General features: G+C 65.0%; 18 protein-coding genes and 2 pseudogenes. 9 read left to right on the top strand and 11 right to left on the bottom strand.

Annotated elements, in window-relative coordinates:
• Positions 1–128 precede the first annotated feature (128 nt).
• The 5 genes and pseudogenes from H9K75_RS09355 to H9K75_RS09330 all read left to right on the top strand — a co-directional run bounded on the left by H9K75_RS09355 (position 129) and on the right by H9K75_RS09330 (position 7,965).
• Complete coding sequence (locus H9K75_RS09355) at positions 129–1,517, top strand: SWIM zinc finger family protein (protein ID WP_187725566.1); 1,389 nt, start codon at positions 129–131, stop codon at positions 1,515–1,517.
• Positions 1,514–3,117, top strand: a pseudogene (locus H9K75_RS09345) (DUF5691 domain-containing protein). The gene H9K75_RS09355 and the pseudogene H9K75_RS09345 overlap by 4 nt, the downstream one beginning before the upstream one ends.
• A 52-nt stretch (positions 3,118–3,169) precedes the next feature.
• Positions 3,170–4,252 carry an ATP-binding protein gene (locus H9K75_RS09340; protein WP_187725563.1) on the top strand — a complete coding sequence of 361 codons (1,083 nt, stop codon included), beginning with the start codon at positions 3,170–3,172 and terminating at the stop codon, positions 4,250–4,252.
• A gap of 46 nt (positions 4,253–4,298) precedes the next feature.
• Complete coding sequence (locus H9K75_RS09335; RefSeq protein ID WP_187725562.1) at positions 4,299–6,716, top strand: DUF5682 family protein; 2,418 nt, start codon at positions 4,299–4,301, stop codon at positions 6,714–6,716.
• A 19-nt stretch (positions 6,717–6,735) separates the two neighbouring features.
• Positions 6,736–7,965, top strand: a complete 1,230-nt coding sequence (locus tag H9K75_RS09330) for a VWA domain-containing protein (RefSeq protein ID WP_187725561.1) — start codon at positions 6,736–6,738, stop codon at positions 7,963–7,965.
• Positions 7,966–8,177: 212 nt separating this feature from the next.
• Here the strand turns inward: H9K75_RS09330 and H9K75_RS09325 are convergent, their stop codons facing one another.
• The 8 genes and pseudogenes from H9K75_RS09325 to H9K75_RS09290 form a co-directional block, all read right to left on the bottom strand.
• Positions 8,178–8,753, bottom strand: a complete 576-nt coding sequence (locus H9K75_RS09325) for an NAD(P)H-dependent oxidoreductase (protein WP_264294002.1) — start codon at positions 8,751–8,753, stop codon at positions 8,178–8,180.
• Positions 8,754–8,998: 245 nt separating this feature from the next.
• Positions 8,999–10,167 (bottom strand): annotated as a pseudogene (locus tag H9K75_RS09320) (DSD1 family PLP-dependent enzyme).
• Positions 10,151–10,795 (bottom strand): histidine phosphatase family protein, encoded by a 645-nt coding sequence (locus H9K75_RS09315; RefSeq protein ID WP_187725560.1) that lies wholly within the window; start codon positions 10,793–10,795, stop codon positions 10,151–10,153. The pseudogene H9K75_RS09320 and the gene H9K75_RS09315 overlap by 17 nt, the downstream one beginning before the upstream one ends.
• Before the next feature lie 142 nt (positions 10,796–10,937).
• Complete coding sequence (locus tag H9K75_RS09310) at positions 10,938–11,369, bottom strand: DUF2501 domain-containing protein (protein WP_187725559.1); 432 nt, start codon at positions 11,367–11,369, stop codon at positions 10,938–10,940.
• 191 nt (positions 11,370–11,560) lie between these two features.
• Positions 11,561–12,280, bottom strand: a complete 720-nt coding sequence (locus tag H9K75_RS09305) for a DUF4136 domain-containing protein (RefSeq protein WP_187725558.1) — start codon at positions 12,278–12,280, stop codon at positions 11,561–11,563.
• Positions 12,281–12,376: 96 nt separating this feature from the next.
• Positions 12,377–13,333, bottom strand: a complete 957-nt coding sequence (gene ttcA, locus H9K75_RS09300; RefSeq protein ID WP_187725557.1) for a tRNA 2-thiocytidine(32) synthetase TtcA — start codon at positions 13,331–13,333, stop codon at positions 12,377–12,379.
• 4 nt (positions 13,334–13,337) lie between these two features.
• On the bottom strand, positions 13,338–13,709 hold the full coding sequence (locus H9K75_RS09295) for a dihydroneopterin aldolase (RefSeq protein ID WP_187725556.1): 372 nt from the start codon (positions 13,707–13,709) through the stop codon (positions 13,338–13,340).
• A 46-nt stretch (positions 13,710–13,755) separates the two neighbouring features.
• A complete protein-coding gene (locus tag H9K75_RS09290) occupies positions 13,756–14,550 on the bottom strand; it encodes an SDR family oxidoreductase (protein WP_187725555.1) in 795 nt (264 codons plus the stop codon).
• A gap of 8 nt (positions 14,551–14,558) precedes the next feature.
• Between H9K75_RS09290 and H9K75_RS09285 the strand changes: the two genes are divergently transcribed.
• From H9K75_RS09285 to H9K75_RS09270, 4 genes are all read left to right on the top strand, one after another.
• Complete coding sequence (locus H9K75_RS09285) at positions 14,559–15,686, top strand: class I SAM-dependent methyltransferase (RefSeq protein WP_226858706.1); 1,128 nt, start codon at positions 14,559–14,561, stop codon at positions 15,684–15,686.
• A gap of 19 nt (positions 15,687–15,705) precedes the next feature.
• Complete coding sequence (locus tag H9K75_RS09280; protein ID WP_187725554.1) at positions 15,706–15,900, top strand: DUF2905 domain-containing protein; 195 nt, start codon at positions 15,706–15,708, stop codon at positions 15,898–15,900.
• Positions 15,901–16,045: 145 nt separating this feature from the next.
• Positions 16,046–17,203, top strand: coding sequence for a polyphosphate kinase 2 (ppk2, locus tag H9K75_RS09275; RefSeq protein ID WP_187725553.1), 1,158 nt, complete (start codon positions 16,046–16,048; stop codon positions 17,201–17,203).
• 103 nt (positions 17,204–17,306) lie between these two features.
• On the top strand, positions 17,307–18,257 hold the full coding sequence (locus H9K75_RS09270) for an ROK family protein (protein WP_187725552.1): 951 nt from the start codon (positions 17,307–17,309) through the stop codon (positions 18,255–18,257).
• Here H9K75_RS09270 and otsA read toward each other — a convergent pair.
• Genes otsA through otsB form a run of 3 tightly spaced genes read right to left on the bottom strand, consistent with a single transcriptional unit; the run spans position 18,221 to position 22,169 of the window.
• Positions 18,221–19,618 (bottom strand): alpha,alpha-trehalose-phosphate synthase (UDP-forming), encoded by a 1,398-nt coding sequence (gene otsA, locus H9K75_RS09265; protein WP_187725977.1) that lies wholly within the window; start codon positions 19,616–19,618, stop codon positions 18,221–18,223. The two genes, H9K75_RS09270 and otsA, sit on opposite strands and share 37 nt — an antisense overlap.
• Positions 19,618–21,435, bottom strand: a complete 1,818-nt coding sequence (locus tag H9K75_RS09260) for a glycoside hydrolase family 15 protein (protein ID WP_187725551.1) — start codon at positions 21,433–21,435, stop codon at positions 19,618–19,620. The genes otsA and H9K75_RS09260 overlap by 1 nt, the downstream gene beginning before the upstream one ends.
• On the bottom strand, positions 21,432–22,169 hold the full coding sequence (gene otsB / locus H9K75_RS09255) for a trehalose-phosphatase (RefSeq protein WP_187725550.1): 738 nt from the start codon (positions 22,167–22,169) through the stop codon (positions 21,432–21,434). The genes H9K75_RS09260 and otsB overlap by 4 nt, the downstream gene beginning before the upstream one ends.
• Between the last annotated feature and the right edge of the window lie 45 nt (positions 22,170–22,214).

The following is a 22,214-nucleotide window of genomic DNA, read 5'->3' as shown; positions in this document are numbered from 1 at the left end:
GGCGTCTACCCTGAATCCCGCATGCGCAGCAGGGCAAACGTCCACCCATGAATGTCATCGAGGCTTTGGTATAAATCCCCCATAAGTCATTGCCAACAACCACCGTCAGGGAACGGAGAAGGTCGTACGTGCTCACCAGTGAAGCCGAAGTTTTGGGGCTTTCCCCGGATGCTTCCTCAACCAAGGCCGCGCAAGGTCTGAAGTCTCCCGCCCAATGGCCGACGCTCGGCTGCGACGACTCGGCGGTCTGGGGCGAATGCCAGGGCAGCGGCAGCAAGCCCTATCAAACGCAGGTGGACCTGAGCGGTCCGTCGTTCAAATGCAGTTGCCCGAGCCGCAAGTTTCCGTGCAAGCACGGGCTGGCCCTGTTGCTGCTGCGCACGGCGGGGAAGGTCGCCACGTCCGACACACGGCCCGAGTGGGTCAGCGAGTGGCTTCATTCGCGACGTGACCGCGCGGACAAGAAGGAAGCCAAGGCCGCCGCAGTAGCCACAACTCTGCCCGATCCCGAAGGGGCCGCCAAGCGCCAGGCTAAGCGCTGGAGCCGCGTGGACGGAGGTCTTGCGGAACTGTCGCTGTGGATGCAGGACATGCTGCGTCAGGGCCTCGCCACGCTGAACCTTGGCGAGCAGGCCACCCGCCAGACCTGGCAGAACCTTGCGGCACGATTGGTGGACGCGCAGGCTCCGGGCATGGCGGCGCGCGTCATGCAATTGCTCGACGTCGCCGGTCCGCGCGACGATTGGCCCGCGCTGGTTCTCGCGCATCTCGGGCAATGGCAATTGCTGCTTGATGCCGCGGCACGGCGCGATCAACTGCCGCCTGCGATGCTCGATGACCTGATGAGCGCGATCGGCTGGAATCAGGACAAGGCGGAGCTACTGGCCGCGACACCTGCCGTCACCGACCGCTGGCTGGTGCTGGGCGGCAGCCAGATCGAGGGCCAGGGGCGGCTCGTGGAGCGCCGCATGTGGCTCTGGGGCGAGCAGACGCAGCGCTTTGCGCTGTTGCAGGACTATGCCCACGGCGGGCGTGGCTACGAGCGCGCCTGGATCGCAGGCCGCAGCTACGCCGCGAGCCTGCATTTCTATCCGGGAGGCGCGCCGTTGCGCGCGATGGCCGCCGATGACAGCCAATTGCTCGACGCCGGTCATGCGCGTGCCGAAAGCCTGCTGGCCCACGGCGAAGCCGCGCAGAGCTGGCGCGATCTGGCCGAGCGGCTGGCCGGCAATCCGTTTCAGAGTCTCCAGCCACTGATGCTGCGAGATGTGAGCATTCACCGCGTGGAGGGCAGGCACTGGATCGCGACGACCACGGAGGGCGTGGTGCGGCGCATGTTGCGGCTCGATCTGCCGGAAGCCGAGGGCTGGGCGTTGCTCGCGGCGAGTGGTGGGCGGCCGGTGCTGGCGATGGGCGAATGGAGTGACGAGCGCTGGCGCCTGCTTGGCGTGTGGAATGCGGTTGCGGCAGGGGACGCTGCGTCACTGCTCTGGTCCTTGCCGGGAGAGGTGCAATGAGTGAGGAAATGCGGCTCGACGAACAGGCCCTGATGCAACAGGCGCTGGTGGGCACGCAGCGGCTGGAGGCCTTTGATCCGCAATGGCCCGATGCCTTGCTGGCGCTGCTGCGCGATGCGAACGAGGCCGCACCGGCACCCAAGGGTGCGCATCGCGCGAGTGTGCAACTGCTGCGCGCTGCGGGTGCGGCGGGATTGCTTGGGCGCGCGGGCCATCTGCCAGCCGCATGCGGCACGGCGCCGGATCTATCGGTCGCGCCCGATGACGCGCTCGCCGCGCCCACCGACGCCAGCGTGATCGAAGCCCTGAGTGCGGCGCTGCGCGAGGGCTCCGCAGACCTGATCTGTCAGAGCTGGAATCTGCTTGCGCGTGCGGGCCTGCGGCTGCCGTTCACGCTGTTGCCTGCGGCGCTCGATGCGGGCGCGCGCAGCACCGCGCTGCGCGAAGACCTGCTGGCGGTGCTGGGGCACGCGGCCTGTGGCTCGCTGAGCAGAATCCCGCGTGGAAATATGCGGCGGGCGCGGACCAGCAGGCCGATCCCGAGAAGCTCTGGCTCGAAGGTGCGTTCGAGCAGCGCCTGGCCGTGCTGCGCAACGAGCGCGCGCGGAGTCCGGCGGCAGCGCGCGAACGCTTCGAAGCCGCGCTCAAGGAGCTTGGCGCGAAGGAGCGTCTGGCGATGCTCGAAGTGCTGAATGAACGCCTGTCGATGGACGACGAGGCGCTGCTCGAGCGACTGCTCACCGACCGCAGCGGCGAGGTGCGACAACTGGCGGCAGAGCAACTCTCGGCCTTGCCCGAAAGCGCGCATGCGCAACGCGTGATCGCCTGGGTCGAGCCACTGCTCAGGCGCGACGGAGAGAAGGCTGGCTGGACCATCGAACCGCCCGAGAAGGAAAACGCCGACTGGCCGCGCGATGGCATCGCCATCAAGCCCCATGGTTTCTTCAAGGGCGGCGAGCGGGCGTGGTGGCTGTACCAGCTCACGCGCATGACCCCGCCTGACTGGTGGACCCGTCATCTCGACATGACGCCCGAGGCGCTTTTTGCATGGACCGGCAAGACCGAGTGGCAGCGCCCGATCCGGGACGGCTTGCTCGAAGCCGCCGCGCGCGCGCCGGGTCGCGACTGGCTGCAGTTGCTGACCTCGATGCAGGGAAACCCGCACGCGCGCGAAAGCCTCAACGTGCTGCTGAACGCGATGACGCAGACCGAGCGCGAGGCCTACTGGCAACAGCGCCTGGAGGCCGCGCCGAAGCTCGTGTTCGAGCTGCTGGTGCGCATGGGCGAGCTGATGCGGCCAGCCGATCATCTGCACCGCACGCTGTCCGATGCGCTCGTGGTCGCCATCGCGCAGACCCACGACCAGACGGCCACAAATCGGGACTGGAGCGTTCGCCATACGCTCTCGCAGGCCCTGGTCAGCGCCGCGCTGTGGCTGGCTCCGCAAAGCCTGCCCGGATTGCTGGCCATCATCGACAAGGCGAGCAGCGCGGTGAACGCGGCCGATGCGCAGGCACAGGCCCAAAGCTATGACCAAGTCTGGCAGCGCGTGCGCACGATTGCGGGCATACGCCAGACGCTTTGCGCAATTTCAACGTAGTCCATCCATCCTTTCTTCCATCCATCCATTTGCCCACAGAGAGCTTCACACCATGAGCCAGGTTCTTCGCCAACATGCAGAGCAACAATTCGCGCACGAGCTGGACGCGCTGTCGCAGGTCGATGACCGCGCGCGTCCGCCCAACTGGAAACTCTCGCCCTGGGCCGTGCTGCAATACCTGATGGGTGGAACGCTGCAAAACGGCGTCGAGATTTCACCGAAGTACATCGGCAATGCACGGCTGATGGAGATCGCGGTGGCGACGCTCGCCACCGACCGCGCGCTGCTGCTCTATGGCGTGCCGGGTACGGCCAAATCATGGGTGTCGGAGCATCTCGCGGCGGCGGTGAGCGGTGACTCCACGCTGCTGGTGCAGGGCACGGCAGGAACGAGCGAGGAGCAGTTGCGATACGGCTGGAACTACGCGCAGTTGCTCGCGCACGGCCCCTCGGAAAAGGCGCTGATTCCGAGCCCCATGGTCAATGCGATGAAGCGCGGCCAGATCGCTCGCATCGAGGAACTCACGCGCATTCCCGCCGACGTGCAGGACACGCTGATCACCGTGCTGTCGGAAAAGACGCTGCCCGTGCCGGAGCTTGAAAGCGAGGTGCAGGCGGTCCAGGGCTTCTCGGTGATCGCCACCGCGAACAATCGCGACAAGGGCGTGAACGAGTTGTCCAGCGCGCTCAAGCGCCGCTTCAACACGGTGGTGTTGCCGGTGCCCGCGAGCGAGGCAGAGGAGGTGCAGATCGTGATGAAACGCGTGGGCGAGATGGGCCGCGCGCTCGCGCTGCCCGCCGAGCCACCGGCGCTGGAGGAAATCAGGCGCGTGGTGCAGATCTTCCGCGAGCTGCGTAGCGGCCAGACCGAGGACGGCAAGAGCGTGCGCGTTAAGTCGCCCACGTCCACACTTTCCACGGCGGAAGCAATCTCGGTGATCAACAGCGGCATGGCGCTGGCCGGGCACTTTGGCGATGGCGTGATGCGTGCGGGCGACGTGGCTTCGGGGCTGCTCGGCGCGGTGGTCAAGGACCCGGTGCAGGACACTGTGGTGTGGAAGGAGTATCTCGAGACCGTGGTGAAGGAGCGCGCGGAATGGAAGGACCTGTATCGCGCCTGCCGCGAGCAGATCTGAGCCCGCCTTTTCCCGTCCCGATGGTTCTTCACACATGAGTTGACGCATGGCCGAATCCAGTTTGCCGTTTCATTTCTTTGGCATTCGCCACCACGGGCCCGGCAGCGCGCGCAGCCTGCTCGGGGCGCTGGAGGCGCTGCAACCCGACGCGCTGCTGATCGAAGGCCCAGCCGAATGCGAGACGCTGCTGCCCGCGGTCGCCGAGCAGCAATTGCAGCCGCCGGTCGCGATGCTGGTCTACAGCCAGGACGAGCCGAGTCGCGCCTCGTTCTTCCCGCTCGCCGAGTTCTCGCCCGAATGGGTTGCGATGCGCTGGGCCGTGCAGCGCGGGCTACCGGTGCGCTTCATGGACCTGCCGCAGGCCACCGAAATGGCGCTCGACAAGGAGGCGCAAGCCTCGCGCGAAGCCGAGCTGGCCGAGCCGGAAAAAAACGAAACGGCAGCGCCGCCGGAAGATGTGGCCGAGGGCGATGAAGCCGTCCTGGCCGGGTCCGGAGCGCCGCACCCCGATCAGCGCTACGCGCGTGATCCGCTCGATGCGCTGGCCGAGGCGGCGGGCTTTGCCGACGGCGAAACATGGTGGAACCGGCTGGTGGAGGAGCGCGGCGGCGACAGTGCGGTGTTCGAGGCCGTGGGCATGGCGATGACGGCCTTGCGCGAGGAACTTCCCAACGGCCTGCGCGGTGAAAGATACGCGCTGCGCGAGGAGCGCCGCGAGGCCACGATGCGCCAGACGATGCGCGAAGCCGCGAGGGCCGGATTCCAGCGCATCGCGGTGATCTGCGGCGCTTGGCATGTGCCCGCGCTACAGGCAGCCACGACGGCGAAGGCCGATGCGGCCACGCTCAAGGGACTTCCCAGGCTCAAGGTGCAGGCCACGTGGGCGCCCTGGACGCATCGCAATCTCGCAAGCGCCAGCGGCTACGGCGCGGGTGTGGACTCCCCCGGCTGGTATGCGCACTTGTGGCGCACGAACGCGCTGGCCGACCCAACGGACACCGAACCGGGCCCGCGCTTCATCCGGCCGAGCCGCGCGGCGGCCTGGCTTGCGCGCGTGGCGCAGCTGCTGCGCAGCCATGATCTCGATTGCTCGAGCGCCCACATCATCGAGGCCACGCGACTGGCCGAAGGTCTTGCGGCGCTGCGCGCGCAGACCGAACCGGGACTGCCCGAACTGCACGAGGCGGTGCGCACCGTCATCTGCATGGGCGAGTCCGCGCCGCTCCGGTTGATCCAGGACGCGCTGGTGATCGGCGACGTGCTGGGCAGCGTCCCGCCCGACGTGCCGCTGGTGCCCCTGCAGCGCGATCTGGAGCAGCAGCAGAAGACCCTGCGCCTGAAGCCCGAGGCGGCATCGAAGATCGTCGCGCTCGACCTGCGCAAGGACACCGATCTCGCACGCAGCCACCTGCTGCATCGGCTGCGCCTGCTCGGCATTCACTGGGGCACGCGCGCTGCCGACCAACAGCGTAACCGCGGCACCTTCCGCGAGAGCTGGGATCTGCAATGGCAGCCGGAACTCGTGGTCAGGCTGATCGAGTCAAGCCGTTTCGGATCGACGGTGGAGACGGCGGCGGCCACGCGCGTGCTGCAGTCGCTCACACCGCAGACCACATTGCCCGAAATCGCCGAGGCCATCGACGATGCGCTGCTCGCGCAATTGCCGCCGTTGGTCGAACGGCTCATGAACGAGGTCTCGGCACGCGCCGCGATCACCGGCGATGTGCAACAACTGCTGCGCGCGTTGCCCGCGCTCGCCAACGTCTACCGCTACGGCAGCGTGCGGCAGACCGACAGCACGCTGCTGGCCGGCGTGATCGACCAACTGGTGCTGCGCGCGGCGATTGGCCTGCCGAATGCCTGCCTGTCGCTGGACGAAGAGGCGGCCCGAGGCGTGCAGAAGCTGGCGCTGCTGGCCGACGATGCCATCGGCCTGCGCGACTTTGCGGAAACCACCGAGGCCTGGCAACGCGCCCTGCAGGTGATGGCCGAGGCCGATACCTGCGCCGCGCTGCTGCGTGGCATGGCGACGCGCCTGCTGCTCGACGCGAAGATCTGGGACGAGCAGCGCATCGGCCAGCAGTTCGCGCACAACCTGTCGCTCGGCGTTGCTCCGGTCGATGCGGCCGCGTGGCTAGAGGGTTTTCTCAACCGCCAGGCGCTGGTGCTGCTGCACGACGATGCGATCTGGGGCGCGGTCGATGCGTGGCTCGCGCAGTTGGGCGAGGCGCAGTTCCTGCAGGTGCTGCCGCTGGTTCGCCGCAGCTTTGCGGACTTCAGCCGCGCCGAACGCCAGCAACTGGGCTCGCGCGCGGTGCGTGGCCAGTCCAGCGGCGCTGGCGCGGCGGCGGTCGTCGGTCCCACCGGCGCAGGCACTGGCGGCGCCACCGCGCTCGACGCCAAACGCGCCTCACTGGTGCTGCCGACGCTGCGCACGCTCTGGGGCGTGGCCTCCGAGCGCTGAATGAAAGGAACGTGACCCCATGGCACGCACAAAAAAGACCGATCAGTCCGACGCGAGCGCAGAGCCGCTCACCAGACTCGAAGACCTGCCGCCCACAGACCGTTTGCAGCGCTGGCGTCTGGTGCTCGGAGAGCCTGCCGACGCAAGTTGCGGCGCGCTTGCGGGCGGCATTCGCGATGTCGATCAGGCGTTGGCCGCGCTCTACGAGCAGCCACAGCGCGAGGACGGCCCGCGTCGCGGCGGACTCGGCAATTCCTCGCCCAACGTCTCGCGCTGGCTCGGTGACATCCGCCGGTATTTCCCGAGTTCGGTCGTGCAGGTCATGCAGCGCGATGCGATGGAGCGGCTGAATCTTCGCCAGCTCATGCTCCAGCCCGAAATGCTCGAGAGCGTGCAGGCCGACGTCCACCTGGTGGCGGACCTGATTTCGCTCTCGAGCGTGATTCCCCAAAGCACCAAGGCCACCGCTCGTGCGGTGGTGCAGAAGGTCGTGGATGAACTCATGCGAAAACTCGAAGAGCCGATGCGCAGCGCGGTCAGTGGCGCGCTCGACCGCAGCCAGCGCAACCGCCGTCCACGCCATTCCGAGATCGACTGGCACCGCACGATCCGCGCGAACCTGCGCCACTGGCAACCCGAATACCGCACCATCGTGCCCGAGACGCTGATCGGCTACGGTCGCAAGTCACGCAAGCCGCAGCGCGAGGTGGTGCTGTGCATCGACCAGAGTGGCTCGATGGCGAACTCGGTCGTCTATTCCAGCATCTTCGGCGCGGTGATGGCCAGCCTGCCCGCAGTGGCGACCAAGATGGTGGTGTTCGACACGGCGGTGGTCGACATGACGGAAAAGCTCGACGATCCGGTCGAGGTGCTGTTCGGCGTGCAGCTTGGCGGCGGCACCGACATCAATGGCGCGGTCGGCTATTGCCAGAGCCTGATCCGTGAGCCGCGCAACACGATTCTGGTGCTGATCTCCGACCTCTACGAAGGCGGCGTGGAAGCAGGGCTTTTGCGCCGCGCCCACGAACTCGTGGAATCGGGCGTGCAGTTCATCACACTGCTCGCGCTCAGCGACGAAGGCGCGTCAGCCTACGACGCGCAACTCGCCAGCAAACTCGCCGCGCTCGGCGTGCCCTCGTTCGCCTGCACGCCGGACGCCTTTCCGCAGCTCATGGCGGCCGCGATCCGGCGCGACGACATCGGCGCATGGGCGGCAACGCAGGGGATCAAGACCAGTCGGCCTGCGTAATTGGCTCAACTTGGACTCGCGGTGTTCCAGCACATCGGCTGAAGCTCAAACTAAAAGGTCTGAGTCTGGTGCAGTACCGAACTCAGACCTTGAGCCTCTAAATTTCAACTGTCCAACTTCTTGAGGTCAGTTCAATTGGGGCTGTTCATGCAACCCACGGGGTCGCGCAACCTGATTCCCGTGCGTTGTGTGAACAGGCTTTAGGCTGGTTTTTATTTAGTTCGCATGTCATTCGCATATCGACTACTTGCGTGGCCATGTGGAAAGTGTGCGCTGAATACGATTGCAATATGATTGCACTCGGCTCTGCGTGACCGATTCAGCTTTATAGAGCGATAACATACTAAAACGGCATTGGGGGCGCAAGTCCCCAATAGTGCGGTTTTCAATACTCGTCTAACCGGTTGCCAAAGCAACAGACGGTCCACCCACCATGGCGAGCCCAGCGATGTGATTGCCAAAGCATGCCGCAGGTTCTGGAGTCGAGGCTTGATTGGCCCTAGGTCGGTGGCATGGTCATATGCAACTCCGGGAGCCCAGACGCGATCAAACCACCCCTTGAGCATTGCTGGAAAGCCAAACCACCAAGTGGGAAAAATTAGTACCAGCATTTCAGCAGATAGCAAGCGATCAATCTGCCCTTGGGTTGCAGTAGCATCGAACTCAGGACTGTAGTAGCTTTGCCGTTCTTTGGTAGTCAGTGCCGGTGAAAAACGGGACTCGTAGAGATCCTCGACAATCACTTCATGACCTTTGGCATTCAAAGCAGCAATGGCAAACTGAGCCAAGCTATGACACAAACTGTCAGTAACAGGATGAGCGATTACGACGAGACATTTCATAACGATGACAACCTTACAGACAGTCAGCTACCGGCATGGCGCATGCGTAAGGCGAATCGTCCGTCAATGACACGTTGGTGCCCTCACGCCAAGTGATCGTCTCAAACGCCTGCTGCGGCAAGGACAGGACCAGCGCTTTGATACTCACTGGTGGTACCGGTCAAAGCCTTGATTTTTATGACGCAGTAAGACTAGCGCAACGCGCCCCGCGCATCCACACGAACCAGACTTTCCACGAATCCGTGTTTGAGTCCGCCGCGCACGCCGATCATGTAGTCGTGCAGGTTGACCGTGGGGTCGCAGTGTCCGGGATCAGCCAGACGGTGCTGCCGAGCGCGGGCACCCAGTGGTCGGGGTTGTCGGGGTGGAGCAGGCCGTGTTCGTCGCCGCCGTTGGCGAATGTCAGTTGCGTTGAATCATCGGTCGCATGAACCGTGGGCAGCCCCGAGTCGATGGCGTGGCTCTTGTGGCCCGCGTCGCAGACGGCGTGCCGGTCATCGGCCGAGATCACCTGTGCCTTGATGAACAGGGCGTGTTCGAATGCGGGTTGCGCCGGGTCGCGTTCGTTCTGCGCGTAGTCCGCGTCCATGAATAAAAACGAACCCGCCTGTAGCTCGCCGTAGACGCCGCTTGCGGCCTCGTGGATCAGCGTGCCGGTGCCCGAGCCGGTGACGAGATGCACTTGCAGGCCCGATTGGACGATCAGCCTGCGTGTGCGCTCGACCGCCTCGATGACCTGTGCAATCGCCTGACGCCGCTCCGCGATGCTGCGAAAGTGCTGAGCGCGGCCGTGATATGCATGCAGGCCCGCAAAGCGCAATGACGCGTGTTCCGTGATGGCCTGGGCCAGCGCCACCGCGGGCTCGCCGGGCGCTACGCCGCAGCGTCCATGGCCGACGTCGATGTCCACGAACACGTCGATGATGTCGTTGCCCGCCAGGTCGCGAAGCGAACGCGCCAGCAGCTCGACGCCGATTTCCGAATCGACCGCGATGGCGAGTCTGCCGCCGCGCGCGTTGAGTTGCTGTGCAAGCTGGGCCACGCGGCGCAGCTTGGACGGCGCGATGATCTCGTTGCTGATGTAGAGGTTGTTCACGCCGAGCGAGGCCAGCACTTCGGCCTCGGAGAGCTTTTGCACGCAGTGGCCGATGGCACCGGCCTGCTCCAGCAGCAGCGCAATGTCGGCGCTCTTGTGCAGCTTGGCGTGTGGACGCCAGCGCACGCGGTGCTTGCGCGTGAATTCGGCCATGCGCTGGATGTTGCGATCCATGGCGTCAAGGTCGATGACGAGGGCCGGCGTCTCGATCTGGTCTACCGATTTGCCTTGCAGTTGCTGCAGGTACTCAGGAATGGATTTCATCGCGGCTTTGCTGATTCAGATGTCCGGTGTCGGCCCAGCCCACGAGCGTGAGGCCGCTGTCGGGGGTCCAGAGCAGGCGGTTGATGGCTGCGTTGGTCAGCTCCCAGGTGCGCGGCGCGCGCAGGTCGAGCTTGGTGGCGAGCCGGTACAGCACGTCCATCACGCCGCCGTGCGCGACGAGCACGATCTGTTCATCGGGGTGCCGGCTTGCCAGCTCGTTGACGGTTTTGTCGATGCGCTCGCGCAGCATGCTGAGCGACTCTCCGCCGCCCGCGGGGCTGAACTCGGGATCGCGTTTGCGCCAGCGCAGCGCGTCTTCGGGCGATTCGGCTTCGATCTGGGCGAAGGTGCGTCCCTGAAAATCGCCGAAGCTGCGCTCGCGCAGTTGCTCGTTCGCGATCAGCGGTGCGCCCGTGCGTTGGGCAATCGCCTGCGCCGTGGCAAAGGCACGCAGCAGATCGCTGCTGTAGACGGCATCGACGCTTTCATGGGCGAGCGCGTTGGCGGCTTGCTGCGCCTGCCATTCACCCATGTCGTTGAGCGGAATGTCGAGATGGCCCTGAATACGGGTGTCCACATTCCAGGCGGTTTCTCCGTGGCGAATGGCGATGATGCGGGTGGCGTGCATGCGGATGGGAAACGGTTGTCGTAGGGGCTGGCGCAGAAAACAAGAAAGGGTGACTTGCCGGTGGCACCGTAGCGCCGCGCGAATCAAAAAAAGCCGATGCGGTCGGGTGGGACTGCATCGGCTCCTGGCACATGCAAAAGAATCAAAGCAGCGACTTGGCGTTGTCGAGCACGAAGTCGCAGGCTTTTTCCTTGATGCTGCCCTTGACCTTGTCGAGGCTGAAGGTCTTGCCGTCCTTGCCGGTCACCATGCCGGAGAGGCCGCTCAGATAGCCTTCGTCCTTGGGTTCTTCCTTTGGGCCGAGGCCGATTTTCCCGAGCAGTTGGTCCTTGACGGCCGCCGCCTTGTCCGCGTTCAGGTAGTTGTTCTTCATGCAGTAGGTGATCACGCCTGCCGCGTTGGTTGCCGTGCCGGAGCCTGACAGTCCGAGCGAAGAAAGCGCCGCCGAATCGCCCGCGCTGCCCATCGCGCCCTTGAGCGCATCGCCGTAACCGGCCGCGTGCGCGTTGAAGGCCGCGCCGACGAGCAGGGCGCAAAGCAGTGCGGAAGATGCGATGTGGTTCTTCTTCTTCATCCGAAGGTCCTTTGAGAAACGGTTGGAGCGGTGGTCAATGGTTGAAGTGGGCGTCAAGCCCTTGCCAGCTGGATCGCCGGTCATATTGCATTGACCTTAGCACGATGAAATGCGCGCAAATGTTGAACTTTGCAAATTGATGTTGGTCAAGATGTTGCGGAATGTTCGCTTGCTGCTTGCCGCCAGAGCGGTCAGCGCGCGGCAGGCGCCGGTGCTGGCGCTGGTGCCGAAGTCGACACCGAGCCTGCTGCGGGCACGGGTCGGGTGGTCTGCTTGTCCACCAGGGTTCTCAACACGCGTGTGCCTTGCGGCGGCGTCGGGAAGCCCGCCAGTGCCTGGTTGAACAGCACGCCGTAGATGGCGGGGTCGTCGGTCCAGACATCTTCATACACGGCGGACGTTTCATACACGATTTTCTGCGTGCTGGCGTCGCGCAGGATCAGGCTGACCTTGCGGTGGTAGAGCGGCGTCGGCGTGTCCATCATCCACGCGCCGCCCATGCCGACTCCCCAACCGCCGCCGCGTCCGAAACCAAAGCCCATGCGGCCATAGAACGGAGCGCCTCCCCAGTAGGGGTAGCCATAGGCCGGGCCCCAGTACGGATTCGGCACGAAACCGGCCTCGGCGCCGAGTTGCAGCACCAGAGTGGCGTTGCTGTCGTCGCGCTGTAGCCCGAAGTTGGCGAGCGCCTGCTGAGCCTGCGATTCGATGGCGTCAAAGCGCACCGCATTGGCGGCCTGCGAGGGCAGGCGCTCGAGCCGATAGGTGGGCGGGCTGGGCAGTGCCGAGAGAGTGGAGTAGCTGTTCACATTGCTCTCGACCTGCCTCGTGGTGGAGCAGCCGACCAGCAGCAGGGCCGTGAACAGGCCGAAAAAGAACGAAAGGCGAACGCGCCGCAGCAAATAGGTCATGACAGTGATCCAGACAGTCCAATTCGAGACGGTTTCAATCAGGAACCCATCTCAACCCGGCATAGACTGTTGGATTCCCAAAAGCCTGTCAAGTTCTCAGGAAAGCTGCACGACCTGGACACCGCCCGCAAATGCGGGCGCAACCGGCATTTCCTCAGGGTCGAACGCCATGTCGCCGTCGGGATCGGCAATGCCGGTGGCCCTGGCGTTCTTGAAGTCGTGCAGTTCGGGGTCCATCATGTGCGTGGTCACGATGTTGCCCATTGCCCGGAACATGCTCTCGATGCGGCCCGGGAATTTCTTGTCCCACTCGCGCAGCATCTCGCCCACGGCCACACGTTGCAGGCCGTCCTGGCTGCCGCAGAGGTTGCACGGGATGATCGGGAACTGCTGGTATTGCGCCCAGCGGATGGTGTCCTTCTCGGGCACGTAGGCCATCGGGCGGATCACCACATGCTTGCCGTCGTCCGAGACGAGCTTGGGCGGCATGCCCTTCATGCGGCCACCGTAGAACATGTTGAGCATCAGCGTCTGCACGATGTCGTCGCGGTGGTGGCCGAGCGCCACCTTGGTGCAGCCGAGCTTGTCGGCCACCGAGTACAGAATCGCCCGACGCAGGCGTGAGCACAGGCCGCAGGTGGTCTTGCCCTCGGGGATCACGCGCTTGACGACGCTGTAGGTGTCCTGGGTTTCGATGTGGTAGTCGACGCCGATGCTCTTGAAGTAGTCGGGCAGGATGTGATCGGGAAAGCCGGGCTGCTTCTGGTCGAGGTTGACGGCCACGAGATCGAACTTCACCGGCGCGCGCTTTTGCAGCTTGCGCAGGATGTCGAGCAGCGTGTAACTGTCCTTGCCGCCGGACATGCAGACCATGACCTTGTCGCCTTCCTCGATCATGTTGAAGTCGGTGATGGCACGGCCGACCTCGCGGCACAGGCGTTTTTCGAGCTTGATCTGCTCGCGCTCGATCTTGATCCTGCCTGCCTGGCTTTCGGCTTGCGCCTCGGCTGCGGCCTCTTCGGCAATCCACGGGTTGTCAGTAATAGCGTTCATGGGGTCACCACTGTCCGGTCTCGACGCGAATGGCTACTTCGCAGTCGTCAAAAATTTCAAGTTTCGCGATCTTGACGCGCACGCCCAGCACGCCGGGCAGTTGCATCAGGCGTTGGGCGAGCTTGCCGATCAGGCTTTCCAGCAGGTTCACGTGATCGCTGCGGCACTCGTCGATGATGATCTGGCGTACCTTGCGGTAGTCCAGCACATGCAGGATGTCGTCGTCGCGCGGGGTGAGGGCCTGGGTGCCCAGATTCAGCTCGGCATCCACCTGGATCGGCTGGGGTGCGATTTTCTCATGAGCGAGGATTCCGAGGTTGGCGTCGAAGCGCAAACCCGTCAAAGTCAGTATCTGGGTACCAGCGGCGTTGTGCATGGTGAGGAGGTTCCGGAGGGCAAAAGGGGGAGCGGCGCGGCCGTGCTCACATGAGCGAAAAATCGCGCTCGAAGCGCATCAGGTGCTGACCGCCATCCACGAGCAGCGTGGTGCCGGTGATCGAGCGGTTGGTCAGCGCGAACTGCACCGTCGCGGCCACGTCGGCGGGCGTGGAGGAACGGCCGAGCGGGCTCAGGCGGTGCAGTTGCTCGAATTTCTCGCCTTCGAGCATGTGGCTCGTTATCGTGAGGCCGGGCGCCACGCCGACCACGCGCACGAGCGGTGCCAGCGCAAGGGCGAGCATGGTGCCGGCGGCTTCGAGCGCGGCCTTGGAGAGCGTGTAGCTCAGAAAATCGGGGTTCTGGTTCCAGAGCTTCTGGTCGAGCAGATTCACGATGACGCCCTGGACGTCGGGCTCGCCGCCGTCTGCGCGTGCCCGCAGGTGCGCGTGCAGGCTTTGCGCCAGCACGATGGGCGCGCCGGTGTTGCTGCGCAGGTGCTGATCGAGCCGTGCGTAGCCGAAGGTCTGCACGTTGTCGTGCTCAAACAGCGATGCGCTGTTGACCACCGCATCCACATCGCCAAAATGCGCGATCACGCGGGGCAGCAGGGCGCGCACTTCGGCTTCGTCCTCGAAATTCGCGGCAAAACGGGCGCTGTGGCCGGACAGCGCCGCGCATTCTGCCTCGGTGGCGATGGCGTCGCTCTCGGACGAGCGGTAGTGCACGGCGACCTGCCAGCCCGAGGCCGCCAGCGCAAGCGCAATCTCACGCCCCAGGCGCTTGGCCGCGCCGGTGACGAGCACGGTGCGAGGCCGGGGTGATCTCGTGGAATGAGGCATTGGGGACAATCGGGGGTGTGAACTCATCATCAATAGATTCCGCCAGTTTAACGACGGCGCTCAAGCAGCACATCGAACAGGCCATTCGCGCGGCGGATGGCTGGCTGCCGTTTGACCGCTTCATGGAACTGGCGCTGTATACGCCCGGGCTCGGCTACTACGCCAATGGCACGGCCAAATTCGGCACGATGCCGCAGTCGGGCAGCGACTTCGTGACGGCGCCCGAACTCTCGCCGCTCTTCGGCTGGGCGCTGGCCCAGCAGGTGCGCGAGGCGCTGGACAGCTCGGGCACGCATGAGGTCTGGGAGTTCGGCGCGGGCACCGGCGCGCTGGCCAAACAATTGCTGGAGGCGCTCGGCAGCCGCGTGCGGCGCTACACCATCGTCGATCTGTCGGGCAGCTTGCGGGCGCGCCAGCAGCAGACGCTTGGCGCGTTCGGCGATCAGGTGGCGTGGGTCGATCAACTGCCGGAGTCTATCGAGGGCGTGATCGTGGGCAACGAGGTGCTCGACGCGATGCCGGTTCAACTCGTGTTCCGCAAGGGCGGCGAGCAGGACGGCGTGTGGCACGAGCGCGGCGTGGCGCTGGCGGCGGACGGCAGCTTTGCCTGGGAGGACCGGCCCACCGATCTGCGCCCACCGGTCGACGTGCCTGGCCCGCAGGACTACCTGACGGAATTGCAGCCACAGGGTGAGGCGTTCATCCGGACGATTGCGGACCGGCTCCAGCGTGGCGCGGCGATCTTCATCGACTACGGTTTTCCCGAGGCCGAGTTCTTTCATCCGCAGCGCCACATGGGCACGCTGGTGTGCCACCGCGCGCATCAGGTGGATTTCGATCCGCTGGTCGATGTCGGCCTCAAGGACATCACCGCGCACGTCAACTTCACGGGCATGGCGCTGGCTGCGCAGGACGCGGGCCTGCAGGTGCTGGGCTACACGAACCAGGCGCATTTTCTGCTCAACTGCGGCATCGCCAGGGAGATGGAAAAGCGCGAGCAACGACAGCGCTCGCAGGCCGCCAAGCTCGTGATGGAGCACGAGATGGGCGAGCTGTTCAAGGTGCTGATGCTCGGCACCGGCGAGGGCTGGCTGGCGATGGGCTTCTCTCACGGTGACCGCACGCACCGGCTGTGATGAAGAAAGAGGCCTGAAGATGATCCGCTGGGTAATCGTCGTGTTTCTCGCGCTGGTGCTGCTCAACGGACTCATGCCGGGGCTGCGCAAGCTCGGGCTGGGGCGACTGCCGGGCGATTTCCGCTTTCGCCTGTTTGGGCGCGACTGGTTCATACCGCTTGCGAGCACGCTGGTGCTGAGCGGATTGCTGAGTCTTCTCGCGCGCTACATCTGATGATCGCGCTGGATGTGATCGCCTGAACGTGTTCGCGCGGGGCCGTGCGTGCCGCCCTTGCGGCGTTGCGTTGGCTCAAGCGGGCCTCGTGGAGGCGGTAGCAAAGTCAAAGGCTTTGCACTTCCACTTCCACGAGGATTCGACGATGACGAGAACCCCACGGGTCACCCAGAAAACCGTCCAGGCTACCGCTCGCCGCGCGACCGGGGAAAGGCCCGTGCGGGCCGCAGCGCTTGGAGACGTGCCGCCATCGCTCGAGCCGCAAGCGCTGGCACGCCATGTGGCGCGCGAAGCGGGCAGCGCGCGGCAGACGGAATTCACCGAGGTGGCGCGTGGGTTGATCGACGCGGGCGGCGCAGCGGGCGAACGCGCGAGCGCCTTGCGCGCGCTGCTCGACGGAGCTTCAGAGGATGATCGCCGCGCGCTGCGCCAGGCGCTGTGGACCCGCGAAGAAAAGAACGGCACGCCCAAGGGCAACCCCGATGAAGAGCTTGCGCCCGGCTGGCGCGAGGGTGCCTATCCCTACCTGAATCTCATGCGCCGTTCGGTCTATGAGCGCGAGAAATTCCGGCTGCAGGTGGAACTGCTCAAGCTGCAGGCATGGGTGAGGGAGACCGGGCAGCGCGTGGTCATCCTCTTCGAGGGGCGCGATGCGGCGGGCAAGGGCGGCACCATCAAGCGGTTCATGGAACACCTGAATCCGCGCGGCGCACGCGTGGTGGCGCTCGAAAAGCCGACGCCGACCGAGCAGGGGCAATGGTACTTTCAGCGCTATGTGCAGCACCTTCCGACGCGCGGCGAAATCGTGCTGCTGGACCGCAGTTGGTACAACCGCGCGGGCGTCGAGCGGGTGATGGGCTTTTGCACACCCGAGGAATACGCCGAGTTCATGCGCCAGGTGCCGGAATTCGAACGCCATCTGGTGCGCAGCGGCGTCTTTCTCATCAAGTTCTGGTTCAGCGTCAGCCGCGAGGAGCAGCGTCGCCGTTTCAAGGAGCGCAAGGCGCACCCGCTCAAGCAATGGAAACTCAGTCCCATCGACATGGCCTCGCTCGACAAATGGGACGACTACACGCGCGCAAAGGAAGCCATGTTTTTCGAGACCGATACCGCCGATTCGCCGTGGACGGTCATCAAGAGCAACTGCAAGAAGCGCGCACGGCTCAATGCGCTGCGCTACGTGCTGCACAAGCTCTCGTACGCGAGCCGCGACCTCGAACAGGTGGGCAAGCTCGATCCCCTGATCGTCGGACGTGCGCACGTGGTGTACGAGCACGGCGAGAAGCCCGGCGTGTTGCTCTGATGAGTGCTCCGAAGCAGGCGCGGCAATTGCCCTCCGAGTCCTACAGCCAGCGCCGCGTGCATGCGGCAAGATCGGTGGAAATCGAGAGATTCTGAGGATTGGCATGAAAGCCTGCGTGGATATCGGCGGCACCAAGGTGGCCGTGAGTCTGGTGGATGATGCGTCGTCGGGAGACCTGCCCGCGCCGATGGCCGTGCGCGTGGTCGAACCCACGGTGAAGACCGGCGAGGTGGACGCGCTTGCGCGTCAGGTGCTGGCGCTGATCGACACCGCCTGCGCCCGCGTCGGCATCGAGCGCTCGTCGCTGGTTGCGACCGGCGTGTCGAGTTGCGGCCCGTTTGTGCTGATCGACGATGGCATCGAAGTCGCGAATCCCAACATCTGCGGCGGCCTGGCCGGTTCGCCGCGCGGCATCGGCAATGCATGGACGCATATCCCGCTCGAAGCGCCGCTGCGCGCCGCGTTGGGCCGGGTGCGCATCGCCAATGATGCGGTCGCCGCACTTGTGGCGGAGCGCCGCTGGGGTGCGCTCAAGGGCTCGGATAACTGCGCCTACGTCACCTGGAGCACGGGTGTCGGCGTCGGGCTGTGCGTCGATGGACGGGTGCTGCGCGGCAAGAACGGCAACGCGGGACATGCGGGCCACAGTTTCGTGGTCGATGGCGATCCGGCAGCGGTCTGCGGCTGCGGCAATCGCGGCGACGTGGAATCGATGATTGCGGGCGGCTCGCTCGAGCATCGCATCGGCCGGGATGCCGCGAGCCTGATGGCTGCGGCGGCGGGCGGCGATGCGCAAGCCGACGCCGCCGTCCAGCGGCTGTGCGAGATCATGGGAAGGCTGCTCTACAACCTCACCGCCACGCTCGATCTTCAGCGCATCAGCCTCGGTGGCTCGGTGTTTCTCAATCATTCGACGATGCTGCTGCCGCGCCTGGAGCGCGAGCTACACCGCTATTTTCCGGCGCTCACCCATGGGCTGGAATTGCGTGCTGCGGGACTCGCCGACAAGGTCGGCGACTATGCGGCGCTGGCGCTTGTTTGCGACGACCGCTGAAGCGCGCGCAGAAACGATTCACGCCACCAGTGGATGTCAAAGCGTTCCACGTTTTCGAGCAGGGCGCGGTGTCTGCGCCGACGTTCTTCGAGCGGCATGTGCAGCGCGATCTGAATCCCCTCCGCCATGCCCTGGGTGTCGTAGGGATTGACGAGCAGCGCGTCCCTGAGCTGCTCGGCCGCACCCGCAAAACGCGAAAGCACGAGCACGCCGGGATCATCGGGGTCCTGCGCGACCACGTACTCCTTTGCGACCAGATTCATGCCGTCACGCAGCGGCGTGACCAGCGCCACGCGCGACGCACGGCACAGGCCCGGCACGCGCTTGCGCGCCACGGTGCGGTGGATGTAGCGCACCGGCATCCATTCGATGTCACCGAAATCGCCGTTGATGGCGCCGCACAGTCCTTCGAGTTCCTGGCGCAGATCGGCATAGGCGTTCACCGCGTCGCGGCTCGGCGATGCAATCATCAGCAGCGTCGCGCTCCTGACGTTGTCGGGATAGCGCTCGAGCAGTTCGCGAAACGCGCGCACGCGCTGCGGTATGCCCTTGGAATAGTCGAGCCGGTCGATACCCAGCAGCAACTGTCGGCGTGAGTATTCGCTGCGAAGGCGCTCGTAGGTATTCTGGGCTTCGCTCGAGCGGCCCAGTTGCCGGAACTCCTCCACGTCGATGCCGATCGGAAACGCCATGATCTGCACGCTCGCGCCCGCCACCGAAACCCGCTGATCGGGCTGCAACGTGGCCCCGGTTTCGGTCGTCATGTAGCGCATGCAGTGATTCACATCGGCTTCGCTTTGCAGGCCGACGAGGTCGTAGGCGAACAGCGAACGCATCAGCCACTCGTGCTGCGGAATCGCCGCAAGAATCAGCGAGGGCGGCAGCGGCACGTGCAGGAAGAAGCCGATGCGCTGCCGGCATCCAAGCGCCCGCAACTCGGCCGCGAGCGGAATCAGGTGGTAGTCGTGCACCCAGATGATGTCGTCGTCACGCAGCATCGGGCGGAGCTGGCGCGCGAACAGTGCGTTCACGCGCCGATAACCGGCGAGATAGCGGGTGTTGAAATCCGCAAGATCGAGCCGGTAGTGGAACACCGGCCACAGCACGCTGTTGGAATAGCCCTCGTAGTAGGTCTCGTAGTCGTCCCGCCCCAGATCGATGGTGGCGAGCGTGACATTGCCGGAGCTGCGCGTGTGCACCTCGCCGCCGCCCGTGGGCGCTTCGTCGATCACATTGCCGCTCCAGCCGAACCAGAGGCCGCCGCTCTCCTGAAGCGATTCGCCCAGGGCCACGGCCAGCCCTCCCGCCGCGGGTTTGCGCGGATCGGCTAGGCGGTTGGATACGACGACGAGGCGGCTCATCAGATCACGCTGCTCCACGGTCGGGATAGGGCGATGGCCGCGTTGATCACGCCCACCATCGAATAGGTCTGAGGAAAGTTGCCCCACATCTCGCGGGTTGTCGAATGCGTGTCTTCGGACAACAGGCCGAGCGGATTGCGGGCGGCCAGCATGGCTTCGAAGATTTCGCGTGCCTGCTCCTTGCGGCCGATGCGCGCGAGCGCATCGATACGCCAGAACGTGCAGATGTTGAACGAGGTCTCGGGTTTGCCGAAATCATCCGCAGCCTCGTAGCGGCGCATGAACGGGCCATCGCAGAGGTTTTTCTCGAGCGCGTCCACGGTGCTCACGAAACGCGGATCGCGTGCGTCGATCAGTCCGACCTCGCTCATCAGCAGCACGCTCGCATCGAGTTCGCTGCCCTCGAAACTCTCGGCGAAGGCTTGGCGCGTTTCGCTCCACGAACGCGTGAGGATTTCCTCGCGCATGCGCGCCGCGTGGCCGCTCCAGTAGTGCGCGCGTTCGGGCTGCCCCAGGTGCACGGCAATCTTGGCCAGCCGGTCGCACGCGGCCCAGCTCATCAGCGCGGAGGAGGTGTGTATGCGCGCGCGGGTGCGCAGCTCCCACATGCCGGCGTCGGGCTGGCCGTACACGCGTATTGCCTGCTCGCCGATGCGTTCGAGGTACTGGAACTCCGCATCGCCCGCCGGATGCAGCAGGCGCCGGTCGTGAAACGCCTGCGCGGCACCGAGCACGATGTTGCCGTAGACGTCGTGCTGGAAATGTTCGGCCGCCTGATTGCCCACGCGCACCGGGCCCATGCCGCGATACCCGTCGATGTGATCCATGACGATTTCGGGCAACTGGTTTTCAAGACCGATGCCGTAGAGCGGCTGGATGTGGCCGGTGTTGGCCTCGACGACGATGTTGGACAGCCAGCGCAGGTAGTCCTCCATCGTGCCGGTCTCCGACAGGCTGTTGAGCGCGCGCACCACGAAGAACGCGTCACGCAGCCAGCAGTAGCGGTAGTCCCAGTTGCGCCCGCTGTGGGGCGATTCGGGAATGCTGGTGGTCATGGCCGCGACGATGGCACCGGTCTCTTCATACAGCGACAGCTTGAGCGTGATGGCCGCACGGATCACCGCGTCCTGCCACTCCAGCGGAATCGACAGGCTCTGGCTCCACTTGCGCCAGTAGGCGATGGTTTCGTGCTCGAACTGGCGCACGGTATCGGCAATGCCGGTGGCTAGCGACTCGTCCGCGCCGAGCATGAAGTGCAGCTCTCGCGTCAGCAGGAATGGCTGCTCCTCAAGCACATACGACACCGGAGCATCGGTGTTCAGGCGCAGCGCCCATTGCGGTCCGACATAGCGCACATGGTTGCTGCCGCGCGTGATGGCCGGTTCGGTCTTGCCCCAGTCGAATCGCAGTTTCAGGCGCACGCGAATGCGTGGTGCGCCTTGCAGTGGCCTGATTCTGCGCACCAGCATCACGGGTCGGAAAAAGCGCGAGCGCGAATGAAAGCGTGGCGCGAAATCGGTGATCTCCAGGCTGTTGCCGCTGCGGTCGGTGAGCAGGGTGCGCAGCACCGCAGTCTTCGGTTCATACCATTGCTGCGTGCTCGCGAGGTCTTCAAGCTCGATCGCGAAGCGGCTTCCCGCCTCGCCCGGTTGTAGCAGCGCGTTGAAAACCGGATCGCCGTCAAAGCGCGGAAAACAGCTCCACACGATGTCACCCTGCGTGTCCACGAGTGCGCTGATCGAGCAGTTGCCGATCACGCCAAGATGCAGCGAAGGCGGGGCCGATGCGCCAAAGCGCGCGGTGCTGGAATCGGTCATCTGGTGATTGCTCCTGAAGAGATGCGCAGCCATTCACACACTTGCGCTGGCGATTCGCAGCGCTCGAGCGCATGGCTTTCGCCAGCGCCGATCTTCACGCCGATGCCTCTCGATTGCTGCACGGCGGTGAAGGCGGCTTCGTCGGTGATGTCGTCGCCGACGAAGATCGGCGTGCGCCCGGCAAACGTCGGCAGCCGCATCAGTTCGAGCACCGCGCGGCCCTTGTCCTTGCCGGCGGGCTTGAGTTCCAGCACGCATTTGCCGCGCAGCAACTCCATGCCGGGCAGCTCGCGGGCCAATTCGCTCATCAACGCGCTGCATACCGGTTCAAGCAGGGGCGCATTGCGGTAGTGCAGCGCGAGCCCCGATGTCTTGGTCTCCAGCAAAAGATCGGGGTACTCGAGCAGCGCATGCGCGAGCCGCTGCGCCGCAGCGTCCAGCGCGACGCTTGCCTCGGGCGTGGATGATGCCGCTTCGCCCGCAAGGCGCAGGTGCGCGCCGTGTTCGCTCGCCACCGTGAGTTTCAGCGGCGCGAGGTAGTAGTCGATGTCGGCAAGCGTGCGACCGGTGACGATGGCCAGCGCACCCTGCAGCGACTGGTTCAGCACTGCAAGCGCTTGCACCGTGCCTTCCTGCACCCGCACGGCGTCCGGCTGAGATGCGATGTCTACCAGCGTACCGTCAAAATCCAGGAAGAGTGCATGGCTGAGTGTCAGCCTGGGAAGCCCGTGCATTCCTTTCACCATAGCAAGTCGCGCGTGCCGGGGAATGTAGGTCCT

This window comes from Diaphorobacter aerolatus (genome assembly GCF_014489535.1).
Taxonomy (GTDB): domain Bacteria; phylum Pseudomonadota; class Gammaproteobacteria; order Burkholderiales; family Burkholderiaceae_C; genus Diaphorobacter_A; species Diaphorobacter_A aerolatus.
This window is presented reverse-complemented; position numbering and strand designations above follow the sequence as displayed.

Excerpts from the sequence above, each read along its gene's own strand:
- H9K75_RS09340 (WP_187725563.1), top strand. The coding sequence starts at position 3,170 with ATGAGCCAGGTTCTTCGCCAACATGCAGAGCAACAATTCGCGCACGAG.
- H9K75_RS09335 (WP_187725562.1), top strand. The coding sequence starts at position 4,299 with ATGGCCGAATCCAGTTTGCCGTTTCATTTCTTTGGCATTCGCCACCAC.
- H9K75_RS09330 (WP_187725561.1), top strand. The coding sequence starts at position 6,736 with ATGGCACGCACAAAAAAGACCGATCAGTCCGACGCGAGCGCAGAGCCG.
- H9K75_RS09315 (WP_187725560.1), bottom strand. The coding sequence starts at position 10,795 with ATGCACGCCACCCGCATCATCGCCATTCGCCACGGAGAAACCGCCTGG.
- H9K75_RS09310 (WP_187725559.1), bottom strand. The coding sequence starts at position 11,369 with ATGAAGAAGAAGAACCACATCGCATCTTCCGCACTGCTTTGCGCCCTG.
- H9K75_RS09305 (WP_187725558.1), bottom strand. The coding sequence starts at position 12,280 with ATGACCTATTTGCTGCGGCGCGTTCGCCTTTCGTTCTTTTTCGGCCTG.
- ttcA (WP_187725557.1), bottom strand. The coding sequence starts at position 13,333 with ATGAACGCTATTACTGACAACCCGTGGATTGCCGAAGAGGCCGCAGCC.
- H9K75_RS09295 (WP_187725556.1), bottom strand. The coding sequence starts at position 13,709 with ATGCACAACGCCGCTGGTACCCAGATACTGACTTTGACGGGTTTGCGC.
- H9K75_RS09290 (WP_187725555.1), bottom strand. The coding sequence starts at position 14,550 with ATGCCTCATTCCACGAGATCACCCCGGCCTCGCACCGTGCTCGTCACC.
- H9K75_RS09280 (WP_187725554.1), top strand. The coding sequence starts at position 15,706 with ATGATCCGCTGGGTAATCGTCGTGTTTCTCGCGCTGGTGCTGCTCAAC.
- ppk2 (WP_187725553.1), top strand. The coding sequence starts at position 16,046 with ATGACGAGAACCCCACGGGTCACCCAGAAAACCGTCCAGGCTACCGCT.
- H9K75_RS09270 (WP_187725552.1), top strand. The coding sequence starts at position 17,307 with ATGAAAGCCTGCGTGGATATCGGCGGCACCAAGGTGGCCGTGAGTCTG.
- otsA (WP_187725977.1), bottom strand. The coding sequence starts at position 19,618 with ATGAGCCGCCTCGTCGTCGTATCCAACCGCCTAGCCGATCCGCGCAAA.
- H9K75_RS09260 (WP_187725551.1), bottom strand. The coding sequence starts at position 21,435 with ATGACCGATTCCAGCACCGCGCGCTTTGGCGCATCGGCCCCGCCTTCG.
- otsB (WP_187725550.1), bottom strand. The coding sequence starts at position 22,169 with ATGCACGGGCTTCCCAGGCTGACACTCAGCCATGCACTCTTCCTGGAT.